This is a genomic window from Achromobacter veterisilvae, assembly GCF_900496975.1.
GTDB classification, from domain to species: Bacteria; Pseudomonadota; Gammaproteobacteria; order Burkholderiales; family Burkholderiaceae_B; genus Achromobacter; species Achromobacter veterisilvae.
On record NZ_UFQC01000007.1, the window covers coordinates 155,085 to 180,213 of the forward strand.

At 65.6% G+C, this 25,129-nt stretch carries 13 protein-coding genes; 3 read left to right on the forward strand and 10 right to left on the reverse strand.

What is annotated here, in order from left to right:
• The 4 genes from AVE30378_RS08440 to AVE30378_RS08460 form a co-directional block, all read right to left on the reverse strand.
• Window positions 1–624 carry a hypothetical protein gene (locus tag AVE30378_RS08440; RefSeq protein WP_129240407.1) on the reverse strand — a complete coding sequence of 208 codons (624 nt, stop codon included), beginning with the start codon at window positions 622–624 and terminating at the stop codon, window positions 1–3.
• A gap of 24 nt (window positions 625–648) precedes the next feature.
• Window positions 649–1,842, reverse strand: a complete 1,194-nt coding sequence (locus tag AVE30378_RS08445; protein WP_129240408.1) for a hypothetical protein — start codon at window positions 1,840–1,842, stop codon at window positions 649–651.
• A gap of 804 nt (window positions 1,843–2,646) precedes the next feature.
• Window positions 2,647–10,989 carry a hemagglutinin repeat-containing protein gene (locus AVE30378_RS08455; protein ID WP_129240409.1) on the reverse strand — a complete coding sequence of 2,781 codons (8,343 nt, stop codon included), beginning with the start codon at window positions 10,987–10,989 and terminating at the stop codon, window positions 2,647–2,649.
• A 69-nt stretch (window positions 10,990–11,058) separates the two neighbouring features.
• Entirely contained in the window at window positions 11,059–12,750 is a 1,692-nt protein-coding gene (locus tag AVE30378_RS08460) for a ShlB/FhaC/HecB family hemolysin secretion/activation protein (protein WP_244234993.1), read from the reverse strand.
• A 359-nt stretch (window positions 12,751–13,109) separates the two neighbouring features.
• On the opposite strand from AVE30378_RS08460, the gene AVE30378_RS08465 reads away from it, so the two are divergent.
• On the forward strand, window positions 13,110–13,871 hold the full coding sequence (locus AVE30378_RS08465; RefSeq protein ID WP_129240410.1) for a uracil-DNA glycosylase: 762 nt from the start codon (window positions 13,110–13,112) through the stop codon (window positions 13,869–13,871).
• Window positions 13,872–14,145: 274 nt separating this feature from the next.
• On the forward strand, window positions 14,146–15,909 hold the full coding sequence (locus AVE30378_RS08470) for a DEAD/DEAH box helicase (protein WP_129240411.1): 1,764 nt from the start codon (window positions 14,146–14,148) through the stop codon (window positions 15,907–15,909).
• 127 nt (window positions 15,910–16,036) lie between these two features.
• Here the strand turns inward: AVE30378_RS08470 and AVE30378_RS08475 are convergent, their stop codons facing one another.
• The 4 genes from AVE30378_RS08475 to AVE30378_RS08490 form a co-directional block, all read right to left on the reverse strand.
• A complete protein-coding gene (locus tag AVE30378_RS08475) occupies window positions 16,037–16,828 on the reverse strand; it encodes an IclR family transcriptional regulator (RefSeq protein WP_129240412.1) in 792 nt (263 codons plus the stop codon).
• Between the two features lie 81 nt (window positions 16,829–16,909).
• Complete coding sequence (locus AVE30378_RS08480; protein ID WP_129240413.1) at window positions 16,910–18,283, reverse strand: MFS transporter; 1,374 nt, start codon at window positions 18,281–18,283, stop codon at window positions 16,910–16,912.
• A gap of 177 nt (window positions 18,284–18,460) precedes the next feature.
• A complete protein-coding gene (gene dmpG, locus AVE30378_RS08485; RefSeq protein WP_129240414.1) occupies window positions 18,461–19,480 on the reverse strand; it encodes a 4-hydroxy-2-oxovalerate aldolase in 1,020 nt (339 codons plus the stop codon).
• Window positions 19,481–19,495: 15 nt separating this feature from the next.
• Window positions 19,496–20,452: an acetaldehyde dehydrogenase (acetylating) gene (locus AVE30378_RS08490; RefSeq protein WP_129240415.1), complete on the reverse strand. Its 957-nt coding sequence runs from the start codon at window positions 20,450–20,452 to the stop codon at window positions 19,496–19,498.
• Window positions 20,453–20,666: 214 nt separating this feature from the next.
• Here AVE30378_RS08490 and AVE30378_RS08495 point away from each other — a divergent pair, with 214 nt between their 5' ends.
• Window positions 20,667–21,854: a class I SAM-dependent methyltransferase gene (locus AVE30378_RS08495; RefSeq protein ID WP_129240416.1), complete on the forward strand. Its 1,188-nt coding sequence runs from the start codon at window positions 20,667–20,669 to the stop codon at window positions 21,852–21,854.
• On the opposite strand, the gene AVE30378_RS08500 is transcribed toward AVE30378_RS08495, so the two are convergent.
• Together AVE30378_RS08500 and AVE30378_RS08505 are read right to left on the reverse strand one after the other, a co-directional pair.
• Window positions 21,849–22,961, reverse strand: coding sequence for a tRNA nucleotidyltransferase/poly(A) polymerase-related protein (locus tag AVE30378_RS08500; protein WP_129240417.1), 1,113 nt, complete (start codon window positions 22,959–22,961; stop codon window positions 21,849–21,851). The genes AVE30378_RS08495 and AVE30378_RS08500 overlap by 6 nt on opposite strands.
• Window positions 22,958–25,087, reverse strand: coding sequence for a lytic transglycosylase domain-containing protein (locus tag AVE30378_RS08505; protein WP_129240418.1), 2,130 nt, complete (start codon window positions 25,085–25,087; stop codon window positions 22,958–22,960). Before AVE30378_RS08505 ends, AVE30378_RS08500 begins: the two co-directional genes overlap by 4 nt.
• Window positions 25,088–25,129: the final 42 nt, after the last annotated feature.

Genomic DNA, 25,129 nt, shown 5'->3' on the forward strand with positions numbered 1-25,129 from the left:
TCAAATGACGTCTTGCCCGCCGCGCGGCATCGGTTGTGGGGGCATCGGTGGCCGATCACATGCATCAGCCTTGGGCAGATCCTTCAGTATCTTCCCGCCGGTGACCTTTCCGTCAACCACAATCAGTTCACGGACAACGGGGCGGCGCTGATAGCTCCACAATTCATAGTCTTTGCCAGCCTCGAATACGACTGTCACCGGATAATGCCATGGTGTTGTATAGGACTGCATATTGCCTCCAGGTACGGTTCCGCCCCCTCTCTGACTCAATGTAATCGGCATGTTGGCCGGCATGACAAACTCAGAATACGCGCCCATATCAATAAGATCCGATTCCGGCATGCCTATAGAGCGGCTTAGCACCTGGGTCATGCCTCGAGCCGTGATGCTTGTGAGCTGGGCACGCTGCCAATCATCATCGTAGCAATCCTGATTGAAATAGATGCCGACACTGACCCAATCTATGCCAACGCGCAAGCGCGCATGCTGGCTTGGATCATATTTTTCAGGCATTAAAGGATGTTTGACCGCACAACCAGACAACAGGAGCACGATAACGGGGACTAGATATTTTATATACATGGAATTTATTCGATTGGTTATTTTTAAAGATAGCGCCGTCATCAGAACGTTTCGCCTATCTAAAAATCAAAGCGTCTCAAGCGCGCTGATTGATGCCGCCACATCCGGCTTTGCAGGCTGATCCCCCTGGTTTCGTACGCGCAGCTCATCCCACCAATGCCGCAATAGCCGCTCTCGATACTCCACAGCCTTAGGATCAGGCTTACTCAACATGATCCCGTCATGCAGCCGCTGCTGCGCAAGGTAATCCTGGATTTGCAACGTCGCGTTGTTGCCGATGTAGAGCGCCACATAGTAAACATAGGCGGCATCGCGAAACACCTTGTCCTCGATCTTTCCTGGATCGATGCCATCCTGCTTGGCCATTCTAGCAATGGCCTGCTCCGTGGCGGACAAGAACTGCTTGCGTATATCACGGTTTTTCGAGCCGCCGAAGGTAAGCCACGCAATCCCTGCCGCATACTCCTGTGCGAAGAACCATTCCACTTCCTCATCGCGCGGAAAGATATCCAGGGCGCGCTCATAAACGGTGGTCGAGGCAGGTATCCCAGTGACATGCCCCCGGTGCTGGACCACGGCAGGCACCAAGTTGATCATGTCGTTTTCGGTCATATAAACGATATATGAGCATTGGCGCAATTTTCTTGGACGACGTTCGACGATCAGATATTGTCCGTTGCGAATCACACTGACATGCCGCTTTTTGTCCATGTCAGCAGCCCGTGCCTTGTAGGCCTGCATAGCGGCATCATCTGGAAGTTGAGCAATGACTTCCTTCGTAAGCAGCACGTCCCCCACTTGCAGACTGTCCATCTTGATCGTGTAGGGAGCCACCCAATTTATCTGGCTAAAGAGCCATTTCGCTTCGCCCTTGTCCAACTGCATGCTGACGCCGGAGAAAGCCGTGGTGCCATCAGTATCATGGTCACTCAATCCACCGAAGCAGACTGGCGCCGCAGCGATAGATAGCTTTTCCGATATGGAGAATGACCAGTTGAGCCTGGATCTGGCAAATACATGATTACCCCTAGCTTGTACTCTCAAGGGCGGAGCCATGTCGGGGAACCATTCGCGCAACGGCGAGGGATCCACGGCTGCAGCGGCCGCCCGCGCAACGGGGGCATCATACGGTTTACTCATCAAGTCACGACCCACACGGTTCAGTTGCGAACAACCGGTGAGCACCAGGACGGACAGCGCCAGGCCGCAGGGCAAGGATAAGCGCGGAAGAAAGCGGGAAAATTTTCTTGAAAACGACATAGGCCAAATATTCTCTCGACGTAGTGACATGCCGAAACCGATATGCGACTACTCGGCAGATATCTCCCCCATATCTGGGCGACACTGGCGAAATAGCCACCATCTCATTTATTTCAGAGTAGGGAAATTCGCACCATGCGAAGCACAGAAAATTGATTAGTTTTCAATATAATTGGAAAATTTAGAAAGAGCCTAGCGCCCCCTGCCAGGCAGTAAAATAAGGCTTCAGACCAAATTAAGGCCGGTCTCTCTCGGGTGCATGCCACGTTCCACATGGCTGCTGTCGTCGGCGCTCGTCCCAATCCCCATATCCGCGCTCTTTACGCGCGGCTGTTGCACCAACGCCTAGCGCGGCCATGAGAAAGTTGGCGCATCTATGCTGCGGCGTACTTAAAACCCGCACGCCATACCAACCTAACTATGTCTGAGAGCTTGGCGCCCAAGACGGCATCCTATTCTTGGAACTATTTCAAGAACATACCAATGTCGTCCAACGCATCCTCGACCCTCCCCGAAATCGGATCATCGTTAAGATGCTCACGAAGTGCGGAGAGAACCTTCTCCTTTTCAAGTTGACGATGAACCCTTGCAATATGGCCTAAGCAAGTAGCTGCGAGCCCTCGGATCTCAGAACTCTTATTTTCAAGAAAGTATAGACATTGATTCTGCGCCCATCGCCAATCCGGATCGTTTAGAGCAACTGACACTAATGCCTCACAAATATTCTTGGCATCTCGGGAGGCAAATGCATCTTCCGCAACCTTTCTGTCAATAGGTTGGCAATCTTGATATTTCCTCATCGGTTTACCTCGTAAGAATTTTTCCTTTACGATCGACCATACCCGCCTGCTGTAGGGCTCGTTGCATATCCGGGTGCAAATCATCCCAAGCGCGAACGTGACCGTGATATGTCATATCCTGGGTATTGTCAAAGACCACGAATTCTTTTGTTTCATAGTCGATTCCGATTCGTCTGGGAGATGTAGATTTGACTTGGATTGACGAATTTAACGCCTCCTGACCGTTTGCGGGGGCTCGACTCTTAATGGCGTTATCATATGTTCCATGATAAGGAGCAGCTTCGTAGTTGAACGAATCTGCGCTGTTCTTCGGTGCGGTTGGTGTTTCTCTTTCTCCCTGTCCGGCCGATCCTCCTTTTACATTTTTAGAGCCAACCGCCCCAACCGCCGCCGCCGCCCCTGCCGCACCGGCCTTCGCTATTTCGTCCCACACAAGCTGCTTGGTCTCATCACCTCCCATCACAATGAAGTTCTTGATTGCAGCGTTGCGATCCGCGTCAAGCAGCACCGGCGCGTGAATCTTTAGAAGGGCCCACTCCTCCTGCTCAGAGGCACTGAGACTACCCTCGGCCCGCAGCTTTTCTTCCAAATCCGCAACGCGGCTCGCATACTGCTCAAGCAACATCGTTGCTTCTTCGATTTTTTCACGGCATGCGTCAGGAGTCGCACATTCCCTCAACGCCTGCCGCTTCCGATCGTCGATCTCCTTGTATTTCTTTGTAACTTCTAGTTCGCATACCGTATTACGATTGCACAGTGCCATTTCCTGGATTCGCGCCTGATGTTCCGGTACGCTCAAGGCATTGTTTTCCGTTTCGTTAACTGCGGCGAAAGCGGCGTCCACCACGCTAGTGCCAGCAGCTAGCGCAATACCTGCCACAAGAGACTCAACGAGGTTACGACGAGCCTCCTTCTCCTCTGGATTCAACTTCTTTTGATCGCTGCTCAGCAGGGCATTGATTACCGAACCGGCACCGGCGCCTAAAGCACCGGCCGAACAATTCCCTCCTTTGCCCGCCGCGCCCGCGCAACCCACGATTGCGTGCATGGCGGCTCGCGCTGCCTCGGCTTCGACGCCATCTCCCAGGTTCGCGGTGATGCGCTTAACTTCCGACGCCGCCAGTCCCTGCAAGTAGTTGACGGCGGCGGCTTGAACCATGTCGCCCATGGCGCCGGTCACGTTGCCAGTTATCGCTGCGGATATAGCCGTCAGCCACCGGCGCATCTCTCCACCTGGTTGCCAGACTTTTGCTTTTCCGAGCGCCAGCTTCAATTGGTCTCGGCGCGGACCTGGTGGCTCATTCTCTAGTGCCTGCTCAAGCTCCCTCGCCTCTTTCGCCCGATTCGCCAAGAATTGGCCCGCTTGCTGCTGAAATTCGGAAGCAATATCGAACCCCGCCTCAATCTTCTCCTTGTCAAAGATCGGCTTGAGCGCGTTCAACGTATCCGAAGCCGTGTCCCGATTCAGCGACGCGATCGTCTCCGCCGCCGTCATCCCCGTCAGGTTCTGCTGCGCGACTTCGTCGCGGATCACGACCGTCCCGCCGCTGATCGCGCTGTGCGTGGTCGAACTGCCCTTGCCGCTGGCCGCCGCGACTGTCGGCACGCCCATGCCCAGGCCGCCTGGCGTTTGCGCCACGCTGGTGCCCGGTACGGCCTTCGAGCCGCCGGCCACGTTACCCTTGGCGTCCGTGCCCAGGCCGCCGGATCCACCCCAGTCGGATCCGCCGCTGATCCCGACCTGGCTGGCTTTGTAGCTGGCGTTGTTCTCGAGGTCCTGGGTGACCAGCGTGCCGGTGGACAGCTTGTTCAGGCCATCGGCCACCGCCTTGTCGCTGCTGGCGATGACGCCGCCGACGAGCGTGGTGTTGTTCTTGACGTCGACGATGAAGCCGCCGTCTCCGGCCTTCAGGCCTGCCTGCTCCGTGGCGGACTTGAAGTCGCTCTTCATCTGGCCTTGCGACACGTTGGCCGATATGCTGCTTGAGCAATAGCCGTAGCAAAGGCTGCCGGCGATGCCCGCGCTTTGCTGCTTGGACTCGTAGTGGCTAGTGTCTTGCAGGGTCTCGATACGCAGGTTGTTGCCCACCGACGCCACGATCTGTCTGGCCTGGCCTATGGCGCCGATCAGCGACGTATTGCCGCCCGATTGCAGGCCCAGCACGTTGCCCGCTGTCACGGTGCTGGTAGTCCAACTGGTGTCCTTGCCGTCGGCTTTGCCGCGCGCGGCACTGGCTGCGACGTTCAGGGTGAAGCCCACGCCTTGCGAACCGAGGGTGACGCCCACCCCAACGCTGGCATTGCTGCTCTTGTTCGTGCTGTGCTGCTCGAACGTGTTCTGCGCCGCTTGCAGCAGGATGTCGCCTTCGGCCTTGATCGCCGCGTTGTTGCCCGCGGACAGGTTCGACCCCGTCACCGTCACGTTGGACGCCCTCCCCCCGCCCTGCGCAACAATGGTCAGGTCGCGCCCCGCGGCCACGGTGGAACCGCTGACCGACGAGGACTCGCGCTTCGTGGCACTCTGGCTCTTGCTCGAACCCAGGTTGATACTGATGTTGAGGCCGCCTGCTGCCCGGGGATCGGCCTGGATCGCGTCATACGCGTTGGATGCCGCAAGACCCGTGGTCGCCAGCGCCAACCCCTGCATGACCTTGTTGTCAGTCTTGCCCGCAGCCTCGCCCATACGGCCGGCAGTCCGCATGGCGCTGACCAGCGGCGTGCTGGCGCTGACACTCAGCCCGCTCTGCTTGACTTCGTGGAACTCCTTTTCGCGCGCGGTATCCATCAGCGCGCCGATATTCACTTCGCGACCGATCAAGGTCAGGTCGCCCTGACGCGCCAGGACATTGCTGCCCATGATGTTCAGCGCGCCGCCCGCGTTGATCAGGGTGTCGCCGGCGACGCTGCCCACGGTGCTGCCCGAGTGGAATACTTTGGACCCTTCCACTGAATCCGTCTGCTGCCGGCTGCCATAGCTGAACCCGCCCAATGCACCGAAGCCCGACTTCTTCACCTTCTCGTACTGGTATTCGTCGGACTTGTTCTGCACCGCGACGATGTTGACGTTACGGTCGGCCGACATGACCAGGTCATTCTGCGCCGCGACGTTGGAGCCCGCCACGTTCAGGTCCCGCCCAGCCATCATCACCACGCTGTCGCCCGTGAACGTGGACGAGGCCGAGCTCGTCCAATCGGATTCCGTCTTGCGGTGCTCGCTCTTGCTGGACAGGAAGCCGCGCTGCTTGTAGTAGGTCTCGTTGTACGCGTAGTGGCTGTCGGTGCCGGCGGCCACATTGATGTCGCGCCCCGCGCCTACCGCAAGCTGCTTGTCGGACATGACTTCCGCGGCGCGCGCGTTGACGTCCCGGCCGGCGACCAGTGTCAGGTTGCCGCCGGCCGCGATACTCGAACCCACTTCGGTGGACGAGTGCATCTCGGCGCGGTTCTTCTTGCCGTAGTTGTAAGACTCCGCGTACCGCTCTTCGGCGGTGGTCAGATTGATGTTGTTGCCGGCCTGGATGCGGGCGTCGCCGCTGGCGACGATGGCCGCCGCCTGGGCGTTGAAGTCGCGCCCGGCCTGCGCGTTCAGGGTGCCCGCGTCGATGCGGGCCACGCCGTCGATGCGCGTGCTGCTGACGCCGCCGCTGGCATTGGATTGGGTGGTGGCCGTCAGATTGATATCGCGCCCGGCGCTGAGGGCGACTGCGTCGCCCTTGAGCAGACCCGCGATGTTGTCGATGTCGTTGCGGGCGGCCAGGTTCACGGTCTGGCCCTGCATGGAACCGACGGTGTTGCGGATGTTCTGCGCCTCGACCACCAGCGCGTTGCGCGCGCCGATGGTGCCGCTGTTCTTGACGTCGCCCGCGGTCTTGATCTGCGTGTCGCGGCCGGCGATCAGCGTGCCGTCGCCGCGCAGGTCGCCCGGCTGGACAGCCAGGTAGACCTGCGGCGCCAGCACCTTCTGCTGGGTGCCGTCGGGCAGCATGATGGTCTGCTCGACCAGCCATACGATATCGCTGGTCAGATGCCGCATCTGCTCTTCGGACAAGGCCGTGCCGACGGTCAGGCCGAATTTGCCGGCGAAGTCCGCGCCGGCGCTCAGCAGCGCCTTGTACTGCGATTCGTTGTCGGTGTAGTCGCCGACGAAGCGCTGGCCGGTGGCCAGCATGATCTGCTCGGCGACCAGCTTCTGCTCATAGAAGCCGTCGCCCAGGCGCTTGAGGAAGTGGCCGCTGTCTTCGTTGAGCTTCTGCAGCAGGAAGTCGCTGGACACGGGCTGGAGCTGCCCCAGGAACCGGCTGTCGGTGGCGACCAGATAGCGCTCGTTCAGCCCCGGCATGATGCGGTAGAGCGAGCTGGTGGGGATCGTCGGCGGCAACGTGACCACGCGGATGATGCCCCTGCCGGGCAGGCCGACTTCCATCACCCGCGCCGGCGCCAACGCGCCCGCCACGGCGCTGGCGCCCGGCTTCTGGTTGCCCGTGGCGGGCGGCGCGGTGTTGCCGTCGGAACTGGCGACCGCCAGGTCGATGCGCTGGGGCGCGGCGACGTCCCGGTAGTCGGACCAGCTTTCCTTGCGCCCGCCGCCTTTGGCCACGGTGCGGACTTCGGAGCCCACGCGCTCGATCGAGCGGATTCCCTGCGCACCGATGTTGTTGATCGCCGGGCCGTCCACGGACAGCGTGCCGCCCGCGATGATGCGGCTTTTGTCGTTGGTGACGGCGCCAGTGAACCTGGCCGCGCCGCCGACGATGATCTTGGCCGGATCGGTAGAAACCGTGCGGCTTTCCATGACGACTTCCTCGACCTTGTAGTAGAAGAAGTTCGTGACCAGGCGGTTGTTGAAATCGGCGTTGAAGGCGTAGATCTTGCTGCCCAGCTCGTCGTGGCGGGCCTTGTTGACCGCCAGCGCCTGGTCGCGCTCCGGCGTCGATACGAGGCAGGTCTCGTTGACGTTGCATTTCACCGCGACCATGGGCGGCACGGGCCCCGGCTCGGTGACGCCGAACACGCTCCAGATCCGATCGCCCACTTTGTAGCGCGGCCCGCCCACTTCGGTGACGCACGAGCCGCCGGCGTCTCCGCCGGGGCCGTCGCATACTTGCCGATCGGGCAGCCATGCAGGCGGAATGGGCGCGGCGACGCCGGCCTTGCCTTTTTCGCCCTTGACGTAGTCGAACGGCGGACCGTAGCGCGACTCCGGATACGTCGTGGACGGCAGCAACAGGCGCCGCTCGGAATCGTCGTCCAGGAAAGTCACGGGATCGCGGCCGCACAGTTCGGTCACCGCGTCGCACAGCCAGAGCTTGGACCCATCCAGGAACTCGGTGGAGTTTTCCAGGCGGTAGTAGAGCTTCGGCCCCCGGCTGACCTCGACGGTTTCGCTGGCGAAATGCATGTTGCGGTTGTGCAGCGCCGCCGCCGCGATATCCGCGTTGCCCGCGACCTCGATGGTGGCCGATTCATTGGACAACAGCGCGGCCTGGCCCGCGGCGCGGCCCGCGGCGTCCAGCGCGCCGCCCACGCGCAGGTCGGCGCCGGCATAGATCAGGGCGTGCTCGCGGTTGGTCAGCGTGCCCACGCCCAGGTCCATGTCGCCGCGCGAGGCGATGACGGCATCGGCATCGTTCAGCAGCGCGGGCGTCTGGATGCTGATGCGGTCGCCATAGATGCGGCTGGTGTTGGTGACGCTGCCCGCGTCGATGCGGGTATGGCCGCCGTCGATCAGGCCGGCGTTCGACAGCGCTCCCGACACGTTGAGGGTGTTGTCGCGCGCGGCGACGATCTCGCCGCTGGCGCGGTTGGTCAGGCTGCCGGCGGTGATGGTCAGGTCCTGCGCCGAATGGATCTTGCCGGTGTTGTCCAGCGCGCCGGCGACGAGGTCCAGCGACGTGCCGGCCGCGATGGCTCCGGCGTCGTTGACGAGGCTGCTGAAGGCCAGGCTAGCGCTGGCGTCCGAGGACACGTTGCCGCGCGCGTTGTTCAGTACGCCGGTGGCGACGCCCAGGGTCTGGCCGGCGCCGATGCGTCCGGCCTGGTTGTCGATGGAGCCGGCGTTCAGCGTGACGTCTCCGCCCATTACGCCCAGCGGGCCGCTGGCGCCGTCGGCCAGCGTGTCGCGGTTGACGAGCGCGGCGGCGGCCAGGTCCAACGCGCCGTCGGCCTGGATCAGGCCTGCCGCGTTGTCCAGCGTGCCCAGGGTCCGCAGGGTCAGGCCAGCCGCGGCGATCAGGCCGCCCGTGTTGGCCAGGCTTTGCGCCTGGATGCCGGCGGCGCCCTGCGCCGCCACCGTGCCGCCGGTATTGTCGGCATGGCCCGCCGTATTCACGTCCAGCGCGCCGCCGCTGACCAGCTTGCCGGCCTGGTTCTCCAGGCTGGCGGCCTTGATGCTGACCTTGTCGCCGGCCGACCCGCCGTACAAGCCGCCGTCCTGGTTGTTCACCGCGCCCGCGCTGTCCACGGCAAGCCTGCCGTCGGCGTGCGCCACGCCCTTGCGGTTGTCCAGGCTGGCGGCCTTGATGTCGACCGACCCGCCCAGCAGCTTGCCGTCCCGGTTGTCGAGCGCGCCGCCCTCGATGGAGAGCGCGCCGGCGGCCTGCACCGCGCCGCCCTGGTTGTCGATGCCGCCCGACGCGCGCAGCGCCACGCTGTCGCCCGACACCACGCCGCCGCTCGCATTCGACAGGGACTGCGCCCGCAAGTCGAGCCCGCCCGCCGCCGCCAGCGTGCCGCCCGCGTTGTCCACGGCGCCGTCGATCAGGGCGGTCAAGGCGCCGCCGCTGGTCAGCTTGCCTGCGGCGTTGTCCAGGCTGCCCGCCTTCAGGTCCACCGACGCGCCATACAACTGGCCGTCCGCGTTCCGCACCGCGCCGCGGGCCTCCACCGCCAGGGCGCCGCCGGCGGCGAAACGGCCGCCGGACAGGTTCAGCGCGTCGGCCGTGACGCGAGCGTCCCCGCCCGCGACCAGGGTTCCGCTGTTGCGCAACGATTGCACCTGGGCGGAGAACGCGCCCAAGGGGCTGACCGATCCATCGGCCTGCAGGCCGGCGGTGAGGACGCCGCTGTTGTCCAGTTGGCGCGCCGCCAGGTCCACATTGCCCGAGGCCGACAGGCCGCCGCTATTGACCACGCTGCCGTCGGCGCTCAGCGCCAGCCCGCCGCCGGCGGTGGCGGCGCCTTCGTTGACGATCTGGCCCGCGCTGCGCACGGACAGGCCGGCGGCCGCCTGCAGGCGGCCCGGCGACAGGTTCCGGACGTCGCCGGCGGCGCCGATCTGCAGGGCGCCGCCCCGGGACACGATGGTGCCGCCATTGCCGAGCTGGCCGCCCGCGATGCTGACGCCGCTGCCGCCGGAAATCTCGCCAGTGTTCTCGATCCTGCCGGCCGCGTTCAGCGCGATGGCGCCGCCCGCCGTGACCACCCCCTGGTTGGCCAGGCCGCGCCCGCTCTGCACGGACAGGTCCGTGGCCGCCTGCATGCGGCCCGACGGCAGAATCTTGACGTCGCCGTTGGCGCTGACAGACAGGCTGCCGGTCAGGGCGGCCACGTTGCCTCCCACGTTCACGCCCACCCCGGCCTCGGTGCCGACCAGCCGGATGCTGTTGGCGTACATGCCGCCCAGCGCCGCCACGTCCAGCGCCACGGCCGGCGCGCCGCCCTGCGCCGCCAGCGCGTCCACCGACACGCCGTCATAGCCCACGCGCGCGCCGCCGGCCACCAGGTTCAGCCGGTCGGCCCAGACCTTGGCGTTGATCTCCAGCGTGCGCGCCATCAGGTCCACCTGGCTCAGGTTCGCGCCATTCAGGCCCGCGCCTTCGATGCTCAACCCGCCGCCCGCGATCTCGAAGCTCAGCCCGTTCGGCCCGATCACGGGCTTGCCGGTGGTCAGCGTGGCGCGGTCGGCGTTCAGGAAGCCGCAGCCGTTGCAGGTGATGCCGGCCGGATTGGCGACGATGACGTTGGCGCGGTTGCCGGCGACTTCCAGCATGCCCATCAACTGCGACGGGTTGGGCGCGGTGACCTGGTTCAGGATGGTGGCCGCGCGCTGGTTGCCCAGCATGGCGTTGCCGGCGATCTGCCCGGCAAGCTGCGTGCGGCTGGCGGCGCCGCTGTTGTTCAGCACCACGCCGGACGGGCCGACGTTGAATTGGGTAAAGCGGTTATTCGACACGCCGCCGGCCGACGGCGGCGCGATATTCACGACCGGCACGCCATTGCTGACACCGACGACGGGCCGCTGGCCCCCCGCGCTCTTGTCCACGGAAATGGGCAGCGTCTGCGCCAGGACCGGGGTCCAGACCTGGGTGTAGAGCACGAGCCAGACGATGACGGAACGGATCTTGGACATAATGCGTTGACTCTCGGTAATCGGTTCGGATGGTTCGCCGCGGCGCGGAAGGACCGGCCGCGCCGCGCGCTAGAACTCGAACATCAGCGACAGGGCGAACACGGTGTTGCTGGTCTTGAGGTTTTCGGGTTTTTTCAGCGGCCAGCCCGCCGACAGGTCGTAGCTGGCGTTCACATAGGGCATGGCGACGCGGCCGCGCAGGCCGGCGACGGCGCCGGCCAGCGTGCGGCCGGACAGGAATTCGGCGGACGGGCCGCCTACGCGGCCCATATCCAGGCCGGCATAGAGCTGCTGGCCCAGGTCGCCGAGATTCAGCGACAGGTCGTTGCGCAGGCTCCAGCCGTCTTCGGAAGCCAGCGTCATCTGGCCGTCGAAGCCGCGCACGGCGTAGCGGTTGCCGATGGTGAAGTAGTCGGCCGGCACCACGGCGGTCTTCGCGTGCTGGATCTGCCAGTTGGCCTGGTAGGCCAGTTGCTGCCCCGCCACCTTGAAAGGCAGGTACAGGCCGGCGTTGGCGGAAAGTATGGTGCTGCGCCCGTTCCAGTCCGGGTCGCCATAGACGTAGCCGGGCTGGTCGGAAAACTGCGGCAGGGTGCCGCGCACGCCGCCGCCCACGTCCAGCACGGCCTGGCCCAGGTACTGGCGATGCCCGTAGCCGAATTCGTAGCCGGCAACGTCGCGGCGCTGCACTTCGATGTCGATGTCGTTGATGGTGCTGTTGACGCGCTTGCGCAGGAACTTCAGCGTGGCGGTGCCCTTGTAGTTGCTGCCGCGGTAGGGCACCACGGACACGCCCAGGTCCACCTGCCGGGTGGTGCCGCCATAGACGATGGGCTCTTCGAAGCCCGCCACGGTCTGGCGGTAGCGCGACTTGCTGGCGCCGGCGAACAGGGTCCAGTAGCCGAAGGGAATGCTGTAATTGATGGACGCCGCGCGCGACAGCGCGTCGTCGCGGCGCAGGCTGGCGTTGCTGTTCCACGACACCGAAAGCTGGTCGTACAGAAACAGCGGCGAATCCAGCGTCAAGCCCGCGTTGACCTGGTTCTTGCCGGTGGCTTCCATACCGGCGTTGTCGCCGCCCACATAGGCGTGCCAGCGCTTGCCGGTGCCCGGCTTGATGAGAATGTCGGAATCGCCCAGCTCGGGGCCCGGCGCCACGTCGATGGTGGCGTCGGCCTGGCTGCCCAGGCGCCGGATGTTTTCCAGCGCCTGGTCCAGGTCGCGCTGATTGAGATCTCCGCCGGGCCAGGTCGGCAGCGCGGTGCGCCACCAACCGGCCGCGCCCTCGCTCTTGACCGCCGAAATACGGCCGGGCACGTAGCGCAGCGTCAGCGTGCCGCCGGCGAGCGATTGCTCGGGCACCAGCACGCGGGCGGTGATGAGGCCCTGGTCGATCAGGCGGGCGTGCAGATGCTCCTGCAAGGCCTTCAGGCCCTGGCCGCCCACGCAGGGGCCGATGGCGCCCGCGGCCACGCGGCGCAGTTCCACCGGGGGCTCGGGGCCGTCCCACAGGACGTCGCGCAAGGCGAAGCAGGGGGTTTCCTGGGGAAACACCAGGGGCCCCTCGCCCGCCGCCGGCGCCTCGGGCGCGGACAGCACGTCCGGGCGCTGGGCGGCGCGGGCGCGCTGGGCCTCGAGCTCCTGCTCCTGGCGGCGCTGGATCTCGCCGGCACGGGCGGCGGCCTCTGCCTGCGCCGGCTGCGCGGCCACGGAGGATGCGAAGAGCGCCGTCAGTCCCACCGACAGCGACAGGCGGCGCAAACCCTTATGCCGGAGGATTCGCCGCCAGGAAAGGCTGGCTCGCACTTGTTTCTTGTTGAAATTAAAAATTACTATATTTCGGTTGACGGAACTATGCGGGCAAAACTTAAGATTTGATTTAATTGATAAATAGAGACAAATTTATGCAAATTTGCCGACATTACCGATAATTAGATATTTTTCATTGATATTTATTAATGCGTGCACGACTTTCACACGTTTGAATTAGTTACACGCTACGCGTTGGACGGCCGCGGCTCCATCAGACGAGTCTGAAAAATTTCCCGGGGAAAACCCTGTACAGGCGCCTCCGTCGACGCCGCTCCGCCACCCGCCCGGGCTATGCCAAAATCGCGCCCATGCCGATCGACAACCGCCTGACTCCCCACGCCCTCGCCGCCCAGACGGCGCAACTGCCCGCTGCCTGGCGCGCGGCCTTCGCCGACCCGCAAGTGGCCGACGCCCTGGCGGCAGTGACCGCCCACGTCGAAAAGCGCCTGGGCGAAGGCGCCACCGTCTACCCCGCCACGCCTTTCCGCGCCCTGCAAGGACTGGCGCCGTCGGACGTGCGGGTGGTGATCCTGGGGCAGGACCCCTACCATGGCCCGGGCCAGGCCCAGGGCCTGGCCTTCTCGGTGCCGGACGATTGCAAGCGGCCGCCCAGCCTGCGCAACATCTTCAATGAGATCGCCCAGGAATTTCCGGGCACGCCCGTCCCCGCCGGCAATGACCTGAGCAGTTGGGCCGGGCAGGGCGTGCTGCTGCTGAACACAGCGCTGACGGTGGAAGACGGCCTGCCGGCCTCCCACGCCAAGCGCGGCTGGGAAACGGTGACCGACGCATTGATCGCACTGGTCGCCCGCGACCCCTCGCCCAAGGTCTTCATGCTTTGGGGCGCGCATGCCCAGGCCAAACGTTCGTTGCTGCCTGACAACAGCGGCCACCTGGTCCTGATGTCCAATCACCCCTCGCCGCTCTCCGCGAGGCGGCCGCCGGTGCCGTTCCTGGGTTGCGGCCACTTCCGGGCGACCAATGAATGGCTGGCCGACCAAGGGAAAAACCCTATTGATTGGGGACTGGACAAAAAAACAATTCCCATGCAAGGCGAATTCAGGTTATGATCGCCGCACTGCACAAAACGAGTTCGGCATTTACCGCTTTGATTTAGCGGAAGTTTTCGCAGTCCGCCGGGCAGCAGCCCCGGCCTCTGCCGAACCATCATCGATTCCTGACCCCTTTCCTTTCGCCCTGCGTTCCAATCTGTACAAGTGAACGCGCCACGCGCATGGTTGATCCGGTCGGCACGATGCTCCATCAACCGTCGCCTGGATCCGGCCGCCTAATCCCCTGGCCCGACCAAGCACTGCGTCGCATTGATTGCGGCAAGGGAAAGTAATGTCTTTCGAAAACCTGGGTCTTGCGCCCGCTCTGTTGTCGGCCGTTCAAGACGCTGGCTTCAACACCCCCACCGCCGTCCAAGCCGCCGCCATCCCGCAGGCGCTGGCCGGCCACGACCTGATGGTCTCCTCGCAAACGGGCAGCGGCAAGACCGCCGCCTTCATGCTGCCGGCGCTGCACCGCATCGCCCAGATGCCCGCCAACAAGGGCGTCGGCGTGCAAGTGCTGGTGCTGACCCCGACCCGCGAACTGGCCCTGCAAGTCACCGAAGCCACCGCGACCTACGGCCGCAAGCTGGCCGACCTGCGCACCGCCACCGTCGTGGGCGGCATGCCCTACGGCGCGCAATTGAAGGCGCTGTCGCGCCGCGTGGACGTGCTGGTCGCCACCCCAGGCCGCCTGATCGACCACCTGCAATCGGGCCGCGTCAAGCTGAACACCGTGCACACGCTGGTGCTGGACGAAGCCGACCGCATGCTGGACATGGGCTTCATCGAGGATATCGAGACCATCGTCGGCCGCCTGCCGCAAGACCGTCAGACGCTGCTGTTCTCGGCCACGCTGGACGGCACCATCGCCAAGCTGGCGGCGCGCATGATGCGCGACCCGCAACGCATCGAAATGGCCGGCGCGAAGGAAAAGCACACCAACATCACGCAAAGCCTGCTGTACGCGGACGACGCCAGCCACAAGATGCAGCTCCTGGACCACGTGCTGCGCGACGCCTCGCTGGACCAGGCCATCGTCTTCACGTCGACCAAGCGCGGCGCCGACGACCTGGCCGACCGCCTGGCCGACCAGGGCTTCGCCGCCGCCGCCCTGCACGGCGACATGAACCAGCGCCAGCGCACCCGCACCCTGTCGCAACTGCAACGCGGCCAACTGCGCATCCTGGTCGCCACCGACGTGGCCGCCCGCGGCATCGACGTCCAAGGCATCAGCCACGCGGTCAACTTCGACCTGCCGATGCAGGCCGAAGACTACGTGCACCGCATCGGCCGCACCGGCCGCGCCGGCCGCAACGGCCTGGCCTTCACGCTGGCCACGCATTCCGAGCGCCACAAGGTGCGCCGCATCGAGCACTACATCGGCCAGTCGATCAATCCTGAAGTGATCGCCGGCCTGGAACCCAAGCGCACCCCGCGTCCGTCGACCGGCGGCGCCCCGCGTGGCGGCAAGCCGTTCGGCAAGCGTCCCGGCGGCGGCTACCAGGGCCAGCGCGAAGGCCGTTCCTTCGGCGGCCCGCGCGGCGAGTTCAAGCCGCGTGAAGGCGGTTACCAGGGCAACCGCGAGGGCGCCCCCCGTGAAGGCGGCTACCAAGGCAATCGCCCGTTCGGCGATCGTCCGGCCCGCTCTTTCAGCGATCGCCCCAGCTTCGGCGACCGCCCGCAGCGTGAAGGCGGCTACCAGGGCAACCGCCCCTTCGGCGACCGTCCTCAACGCGAAGGCGGCTTCCGCGGCGGCGACCGCGATTCGCGTCCCAGCTTCGGCGACCGCCCCAGCTATGGCGACCGTCCCCAGCGCGACGCCCGTCCGTTCAGCGAACGCGGCCCCCGCGAAGGCGGTTTCCGCGGCGGCGACCGTGACGCCCGCCCCAGCTTCAGCGACCGCCCCAGCTTCGGCGACCGTCCTCAGCGCGAAGGCGGCTTCCGTGGCGGCGACCGTCCCGAAGGCGGTTTCCGCGGCAAGCCCACGTTCGACAAGCGCCCCGGCGGCCCCGCCAAGCGCTTCGCCAAGCCGGCCGGCGCGCGCCGCGACTGATCCCGGTCCCAGCGGTTCGACAAGAACCGCGCCGGCGATCTGACCGCACCCCAGGCATCGGACGATAATCCGATCCCTGGGGTGTTTTGCATTCTCCGCCGGCAATCCGCCTGGCGCGGATCTCGGGCTACGTGCTTCTCGCGCCCAGCAGCATGCTGATCTTGCGGGCGACGTTCTGCACGAGCGGAATGATCTCGTGCATGCGGGCTTCGTCGGTATAGGCGTCCGTGCTCGTCACGCTGATAGACGCGACGATCTCTCCGCTGGCATCGCGCACAGGCGTGCCGACGCAACGGATCCCGTCGACGTTTTCGCCCAGGTCAAAGGTGTATCCCTTCGAGGCATAGGTCGCCATGGCTTCCAGCCACTGCTCCAGCGACAGCGGTCCGGCCAGCCCTTTTGCCGCCTCTTGTTCGTAGCGCTTCGTCCAGGCGGCGCGCCCCTGGTCGAGAATCAACGCCTTGCCCACGCTGGTGCAGCACACGGGCTTGCGCCCGCCTATGCGCGTGTTGACTTCGATGGGGCGTTTGCCGCCGATCTTGTCGAGATAGATGATGCCTTCGTCTTCATCCAGCGCGGCCAGATGCACCGTGTCTTGCGTCTGCGCGGCCAGTTCCTCCAGCAAGGGACGGGCCGTCGTGGTGATGGCCGATTCGCGATAGGCCAGGAAGCCCAGCTCGACCAGCCGGCTGCCCAGGCGATATCCCTTGCGGGGCTCGAAATGCAGGTAGCGGATCTGCACCAGCGCCGAAGCCAGCCGGTGCGTGGTGCTGAAGGCAATGCCGGTTCTGTCCGAGATGTCCTTCACGCTGCGGCAGCCTTCGGCCACCGCGCTCACCACGTCGAGTCCGCGAAAGAGGGTCTGGCTGGCGAGCGGTTTGGCTACCTTGGCGGTCTTGGTGTCGGGCTTTTCGGTCATTTCGTGGGCAGTGAGTGACGGATCGTGAAGCATCGGACAGCCATCGGCGCCGCGGCGCCGATGCCTCACGCACTCGCTGCATCACGCATCCAGCGGTTGTCCGGTACGATCCTTGGTGAAGCTGATCGCGATCAGCGATACCAAAGCGCACAGGGCAATGAAGATCGCAACCGGGACATAGCTGCCATGATACCGGGCCAGCAAGGCCGTGGCGATGAGCGGCATCGGGCCGCCGACCAGCGCGGCCCCCACCTGGTAGCCGAGCGAAATGCCGGTGTAGCGCACATTCGGCGGGAAGCTCTCGGCGAAGAAGGTGCCCAGGACCGAACCGTAGGTGGACCAGATGATGGAAAAGCCCACCACCACCGCCGCCGTGGAAATCAGCGCCGAGCCCTGGTTGAGCAGCCAGAAGTAAGGCAGCGCATAGACCACGATCGCGACCGTGCCCCACACAAAGACTTTCTTGCGGCCGATCCGGTCGGACAACGCGCCAAAATACAGCATGACCGGCACGGCGATCAGCGCGGCGACCAGCACCACGTTCAGCGCCGCGACACGCTCATAGCCCAGGCCCACCAAATACGAAATGGTGAACGTGGCGAAGAGAAAGAAGGTGCTGGTCTCCACGAACTTGGCGCCAATGGCGATCAGCACGGCGCGCCAATGCCGGGTCAGCGTTTCCACCAGCGGCATCCGCTTGTGTTCGGCGCTCTTGGGATTCGCCCGCGCCTCTGCGGCCACCTTGCGGAAAGACGGCGTCTCTTCCACCTTGTTGCGGATCCACATGCCGATCAGCACCAGCACGATGGACAGCACGAACGGAATGCGCCAGCCGTAGGACAGGAAGGCTTCTTCCGAAAACAGCGCGCTCAGGCCCGAGGTGACGAAGTTGCCCAGCGCCAGGCCGAACAGCGCGCCGGTTTGCGGCACCGCGCCGTAGAAGCCCCGCTTTTCGGCGGGCGAGTATTCCACCGCCAGCAATACACCGCCTCCCCATTCGCCGCCCAGCGCCAGCCCCTGCAACAAGCGCAGCAGGGTCAGCAGGATGGGCGACCATACGCCGATGCTCGCATAGGTCGGCGTCAGCCCGATCAGCACCGTGGAAATCCCCATGATGGACAGCGTTATCACCAGCGTCTTCTTGCGGCCGACGCGGTCGCCCACGTGCGCGAAGACGATGCCGCCTATGGGACGTATCAGGAACGCCAGCGCGAACGAGGCGAGCGCCAGCAACTGGCTGGTCACGGGGTCGTCCGAGGGAAAGAACAGCCTGCCGAAGACGATGGACGACATGGTTCCGTAGAGGAAATAGTCATACCACTCGATGGTGCTGCCCACCGCGCTGCCAAACAGCGCGCGCCGGCGGTCGGCCGGGCTGATGGCGGCGGTTGCCGAAGCGGCGTTGTTGCCCGCCGGCCTGTTGCCCGCGGTCGGGGCCAGTTGTGTTGCGCTCATGGTCTTGTTTGTCTCGTGAGTGTTCGATCGGACATCCGCGGGGAATTCCCCGCATGAAATGGATGCCGTGCTTTTTTTGTACTTGCGCCGGCAAACCGCCGGCTCGGACCCAGCCCGCCTCAAGCCTGCCGGCTGCCCACGCGGGAGCGGCCGGCAGCGGGCTTGGCTCCCCGCGGCTCAGGCGCGCTGCTTGAGGATGTCCAACGCCACGTCGACGATCATGTCTTCCTGGCCGCCCACCATGCGGCGCTTGCCCAGCTCGACCAGGATGTCCACCGTCTTCAACTGATACTTCGCCGCCGCCGCCTCGGCATGGCGCAAGAACGAGCTGTACACGCCCGCATAGCCCAGCGCCAGCGTCTCGCGGTCCACCCGCACCGGACGGTCCTGCAACGGGCGCACGATGTCGTCGGCCGCGTCCATGAGCTTGTAGAGATCGGTGCCATGGTTCCAACCCATGCGGTCGATGGCGGCGATGAAGGCCTCCAACGGGGCATTGCCCGCGCCGGCGCCCATGCCGGCCAGACTCGCGTCCACGCGGTCGCAGCCTTCTTCCACCGCGACGATGGAATTGGCCACCCCCAGGCTCAGGTTGTGGTGGGCATGCATGCCGGTCTGCGTTTCGGGCTTGAGCACGTCCTTGAACGCGCGGAAGCGGTCCCGCACGTCCTGCATGCCCAGCGCGCCGCCGGAGTCCACCACGTAGCAGCAGGTCGCGCCGTAGCTCTCCATGAGCTTGGCCTGCCGCGCGAGCGCCTGCGGTTCGGTCATGTGGCTCATCATCAGAAAGCCCACGGCCTCCATGCCGAGATGGCGGGCATATTCGATATGCTGCCGGGACACATCGGCCTCGGTGCAGTGCGTGGCCACGCGCACCACGCGCACGCCCGCGTCATAGGCGTTCTTCAGGTCGTGCACGGTGCCGATGCCGGGCAGCAGCAGCGTCGCGATCCTGGCGTGCTTGACCACGCTGGCCACGGCCTCGATCCATTCCAGGTCGGTGTGCGCGCCAAAACCGTAGTTGAAACTCGATCCCTGCAGGCCGTCGCCATGCGCGACCTCGATGGAGTCCACTTTGGCGTCATCGAGCGCCTGGGCGATCTGCTTGGCGTTTTCAACGCTGTATTGATGACGGATGGCGTGGCTGCCATCGCGCAGCGTCACGTCGGAAATGTAGATTTTCTTGGCTTGATTCATGGTGTGTTGCCGCTCTCAAACAGCCACGGTGGTTGCCAGCATGCGCTTGGCCATGTGTTCCGCGGTGCGCAGACCCGCGCTGGTCATGATGTCCAGGTTGCCGGCGTAGGCCGGCAGATAGTGGGCCGCGCCTTCAACTTCCAGGAAGATCGAGGTCTTCAGCCCCGTGAGCGCATCGCCCACGCCAGGCAGGCGCACCGGCGTGTCGATACGGTCGAACTGCACCCGCTGCTTCATGCGGTAGCCGGGCACGTAGGCCTGCACGGCGGCCGCCATCTCCTCGATCGAACGGGCGATCGCGTCTTCGTCGGCCAGCTCGCTCAGCGTATAGACGGTGTCGCGCATGATCAGCGGCGGCTCGGCCGGGTTCAGCACAATGATGGCCTTGCCCTTGGTGGCGCCGCCCACCGCTTCGATCGCCCTGGACGTGGTCTCGGTGAACTCGTCGATGTTGGCGCGCGTGCCGGGGCCCGCGCTCTTGCTGGAGATCGACGCCACGATTTCGCCATAGTGCACTTTGGCGACGCGCGACACGGCCGCCACCATCGGAATCGTCGCCTGGCCGCCGCACGTCACCATGTTCACGTTCAGCGCGTCCAGGTACGCCTCGCCATTGACCACGGGAATGCAATACGGGCCGATCGCGGCGGGCGTGAGATCCACCATGCGGATTCCGGGCTTGAGGGCGCGCAGGAATGCATCGTTCTTCACATGCGCGCCGGCGCTGGTGGCATCGAACACAAAATCAATGTCTTGGAAGACCGGCAGCCGCGCCAGGCCTTCGACGCCCTCGTGCGTGGTGGCCACGCCAAGGCGCGCCGCGCGGGCCAGGCCGTCCGATTGCGGGTCGATGCCGACCATCGCCCCCATTTCGATGTGTTGCCCATGGCGCAGGATCTTGATCATCAGATCCGTGCCGATGTTGCCGCTGCCAATGATGGCGGCCTTGAGTTTGCGTTGAGCGTTTGACACGTGGCTCCTTCCTCTTTCCTGACATCGTTCTGTGCTTCGACGTGGGAGCGAGTGTAGGGAGGTTTTTTCAAATTATCAATATATAAGTATCAATCTCATATAGTGAGTAGAAAGGTCGGCGCCAGCGGGCGCTGGGCTGTGCGCGCGCGTCGCCGGAACCCGGCGCGCATCCGCGGCCCGGCTAAAATTCCCCGATTCTTCAAATAGCCGCTCCATGCAACGCCCCTCTCCCGCCAATCTCCCGCCTCTGGACCCCGCCGCCCAGGAACACAGCGCCGCCACGGCCGCCCACCTGCGCGATGCCATCGCGGCCAACGGCGGCTGGCTGCCGTTCGACCGCTGGATGGCCCAGGCCCTGTATGCGCCCGGCCTGGGCTACTACGCGGCGGGCAACATCAAGCTGGCGCGGGCCGATGACGGCGGCAAGAACCCCGAGGGCGACTTCGTCACGGCCCCCCAACTGACGCCGCTGTTCGCGCGCACGCTGGCCCGCCAGGCCGCCCAGGTGCTGCGCCAGACGCGGACGGACACCGTGCTGGAGTTCGGCGCCGGCACCGGCGCCCTGGCCGAGGGCGTGCTGGGCGAACTGGATGCGCTGGGGCTGGAGCAGACCCGCTACCTGATCCTGGAAGTGTCCGCCGACCTGCGCGCGCGCCAGGCCGAAAGGCTGGCGGCGTTCGGCGACCGCGTGCAATGGCTGGACGCGCTGCCCGATGCCTTCTCAGGCTGCGTACTGGCCAACGAGGTCCTGGACGCGATGCCGGTGTCGATCTTCCGCTGGAGCGAGGACGGCACGGTGCTGGAACGCGGCGTGGCGCTGGACGCCGCCCGGGACTTCATCTGGGAAGACCGGCCGGCGCCGCCGGCGCTGGCCGATGCCGTGGCTGGCCGCATGCCGGCGCTGCCCGGCTACGTTTCCGAAATCAATCCGCAGGCCGAAGCCTGGGTCGCCGCAATGGGCCGCTGGCTCGAACGCGGCGCGGCGCTGCTGGTGGACTATGGTTTTCCCCGCGGCGAGTACTACCATCCGCAGCGCGCGGGCGGCACGCTCATGTGCCATCTGCGCCATCGCGCGCACGGCGATCCGTTCACCGCGCCGGGCCTGCAGGACATCACCGCGCACGTCGATTTCACGGCGATGGCGGACGCCGCGCAGGACGCCGGCCTGCAGGTCCTGGGCTATACCTCGCAGGCCCGCTTCCTGATGAACGCCGGGCTGATGGACCTGCTGGCGCAACTGGATCCATCGGACGCGCAAGACTATGCGAAGACGGTCGCGCCCGTGCAGAAGCTGCTGTCCGAAGCGGAAATGGGAGAACTGTTCAAGGTGCTGGCGGTAGGGCGTGGCATGACGGAGCCGCTGACGGGCTTCGCGCGCGGCGACCGGCTGGGCAAGCTATAGCCTAGAGGCGTCCGCCCGCAGGCGTTCCAGCCGGGCCTCGCGCACGCGCTCTTTGATGCGCGCCGGATCCCCGGCGCAGGCTTTCGCGATCGCCCCCGCGTCCACCCCGCGTACCGCGGCCACGCGCAAGCGCCACGCCGCCCGGTCCACCGGCCGCAGCACCGACGCCGCCTCCAGCAGATCGAAAAAGCGTTCGGGCTTGCGCAAGGCGTCGGCGCGCTCCATCAGCGCCAGTTGCGCCTCGACGGCGTCCGCGTCGCGCTGCGAGGCGTCCAGGCCGGCCAGCACGTCGGGCAGCAGGCGCGCGTAGTCGTTGCATTCGGTGGGCACGCGCAGCCGGCGGCCCAGCGCGTCGCGCTCGGGCGTCAAGCGGCACAGCAAGGCGTAGCGGCCCGGCAGGGACAGGCCCTGGGCAGCCGCGCGATCCACGTCCGCGCCCACCTCGTCCACGCCTTGCAGTTCCGGCATCACGCGCGCCAGCGCCCCGCAGGCCTGCATGACGCCCAGCATGCGCGAAGGCGCGGCCGCCATCAGGCCGCGCGACAGTTCCTTCCAGACCCGCTCGGCCACCAGCGCGTCGGCCTCGCCGGCCTCGACCATGCGGCGACACAATTCCAGAGTTTCGGGCGCGACGGTGAAGTCGCCGAAGCGCGCCGCGAAGCGGCCCAGCCGCAGGATGCGCACGGGATCCTCTTCGAAGGCTTCGCCCACGTGGCGCAAGACCCGGGCCCGCACGTCGGCCTCGCCGCCCAGGGGATCGACCAGGCCGCCCTCGGGCGTCTGGGCGATGGCGTTGACGGTCAGGTCGCGGCGGCGCAGGTCTTCTTCGAGCGTGACGTCGGCCCCGGTGTAGAACGTGAAGCCCTTGTAGCCCCGCCCCGACTTGCGCTCGGTGCGCGCCAGCGCGTATTCCTCTTTGCTGCGGGGATGCAGGAAAACGGGAAAATCGCCGCCCACCGGGATGAAGCCGCGCCGCGCCATGTCTTCCGGGGTGGCGCCCACGACGACCCAGTCGTGGTCGCCGGGCGGCAGGCCGAGCAGCGCGTCGCGCACCGCCCCGCCCACGATGTAGGCCCGCAGGCCCTCCGTGGCCGGATCCCGGCTCATGGAATCGAAGTGCTTTCGGCGCCCAGCGGCACGACGTTGCCCAGGCGCTCTTTCAGGGACTGGGGCTGGCCGCTGAACATGGCTGCGTAATACACCGAATTGGACATCACGTTCTTCACGTAGGTGCGCGTTTCGTTGAACGGGATGGTCTCGGCGAAGATGGCGCCTTCCACCGGATGCGAGAAGGTCGAGCGCCAGTTGTGCGGACGCCGCGGGCCGGCGTTGTAGCCCGCGCTGGCCAGCATCTGCGAACCGTTCAGGTCTCGCAGCACCATGTTCAGGTAGTTGGTGCCCAGCTCGGTGTTGGTGTCGAAGTCGTTGACGCTGTCGGGCGTGAAGTTGCTCATGCCGATCTTGCCCGCCACCCACTTGGCGGTGGCCGGCATCAACTGCATCAGGCCCGAGGCGCCCACGTGCGAACGCGCGTCCATGATGAAGCGGGATTCCTGGCGGATCAGGCCGTAGACCCAGGCCGGATCCAGCGCGATGGCGTTGGCCTTGGCGGTGACGCGGCCTTCGAAGGGCGCGATGAAGCGCTGGCTGAAGTCGAATTCCTTTTCGGTGCGGTCGGACGTGTTGACCACGCGGTCGTAGATGTTCTCGGCGCGGGCCAGTTCGGCGGCGGCCAGGAGCTGGCGGTCGCTCATGCCGCGCAGGCTGAAATTCCATTCGGGCACGGCCTCGGCGCGCCAGCCCAGGCGGAAGAGCTGGACCGCGCGGCGCAAGCCGGGATTGGCGCGGGCTTCGGCGATTTCCTGGTCGCTGACGGGCGCGGGACGCGGCGGCACGTTGATGCGGCGGCCCAGTTCCTCGGCGGCCAATTGGCCGTAGAAGTCGAAGCGGTCGGCGATGCTGGCGTAGGCGGCCGCGGCCTGTTCCTTGTTGCCGCGGGCGGCTTGCCCGCGCGCCTTCCAGTACACCCAGGATGGTTCGGCCTGCTGCGCGGCGGGCATCTGCTCGATGGAATCGATGACCCACTTCCAGTCGATCCTGGGCTGGCGCAAGGCGGCGCGCACCTTCCAGCCGGCGTTGTATTCCGTCATGCGGATGTGCCCGGCTTCCCGGTACCAGTCGTCCGCGCGGCTGTCCAGGTTCAGCGCGGCCACCAGCGCGTACTGCCCGCGCACCCAGGCCAGGTTCGACTTGGCCATGGACTTGGACCATTCCGCGGACTTGGCCCATTCGCGGCGCAGGTAGGAATCGGCCACGCTGACGTCGGAACGCGCCAGGCGGGCAAGCGCGATGGTCACCAGTTCTTTCTCGTTGCGGCCCACGGGCAGACGGTCCTGGCGCGTCAGCCACTTCATGGGATCCTTCATGAGAAGGTCATAGGTTTTCAGGTCGCGGGGCTCGAACATGTATTGCGCGAACTTGCGCGCATCGGCCGTCTTGTTGGCCTCGATGGCGTCGCGCAGTTGGGGCTCCAGTTGTTCCCACCCCAGCACGCCGTCGGCGACGAGCTGGTCGTACAGCGCCCAGCAGGCGCCCCCCGGCGCGAACGCCGCCGTGGCCTGCGCGGCCGTGGCGCGCTGCCCGGTCATGTGCCTGGCGTCCAGGATGGCGCATTCGATCTGGGCGTTGCTGTTCTTCACCGGCGCCAGCTTGCGCACGGTTTCGAAGTCTCCGCTGCGGGCGGCCGCCAGCAGCCAGTCGCCGCGCAGGCGGTCGGCCAGGTAGGCGTCGGCGTTGCTGCCGATGAACTGTTGCAGCGCCGCGGTGGGCCGGCCAGTGGTGGGCGGGGTCCACAACTGGTAGCGCAGCAGCCAGTATTCGGGGTACATGCCCAGCGTGTCCGGCTTGGCCTGGGGCACCAGCGCGCCCAGGATGGACCATTGCTTGCGGTTCATGGCCTCGCGCGCCGCGACCACGGCGGCCAGCGCGGGCGTTTCGGCGGTGGGCGGCAGGCCCGCCAGCACCGCCGGCGGCACCGAGATGGCGGGCTGGGCGGCCTGGACGGCGGGCTGGGGCTGCGTGTTGAGCGCCGCGCTGCGCTGTTGCGCGTCCACCGGCGCACAGGCCGCGGTGAAGAGCGCCACCAGCGGCAGCCAGCGGCGCAGGCCGGACCCGGCCTGGGCGGCGGCACGCGCGGTTTTCTGATACCGTCCGGATTGCAGAGTCTGTGTCATGCCCCGTCCCTTATACACGGGCCCAGCAGCAAGCCCGCTTGC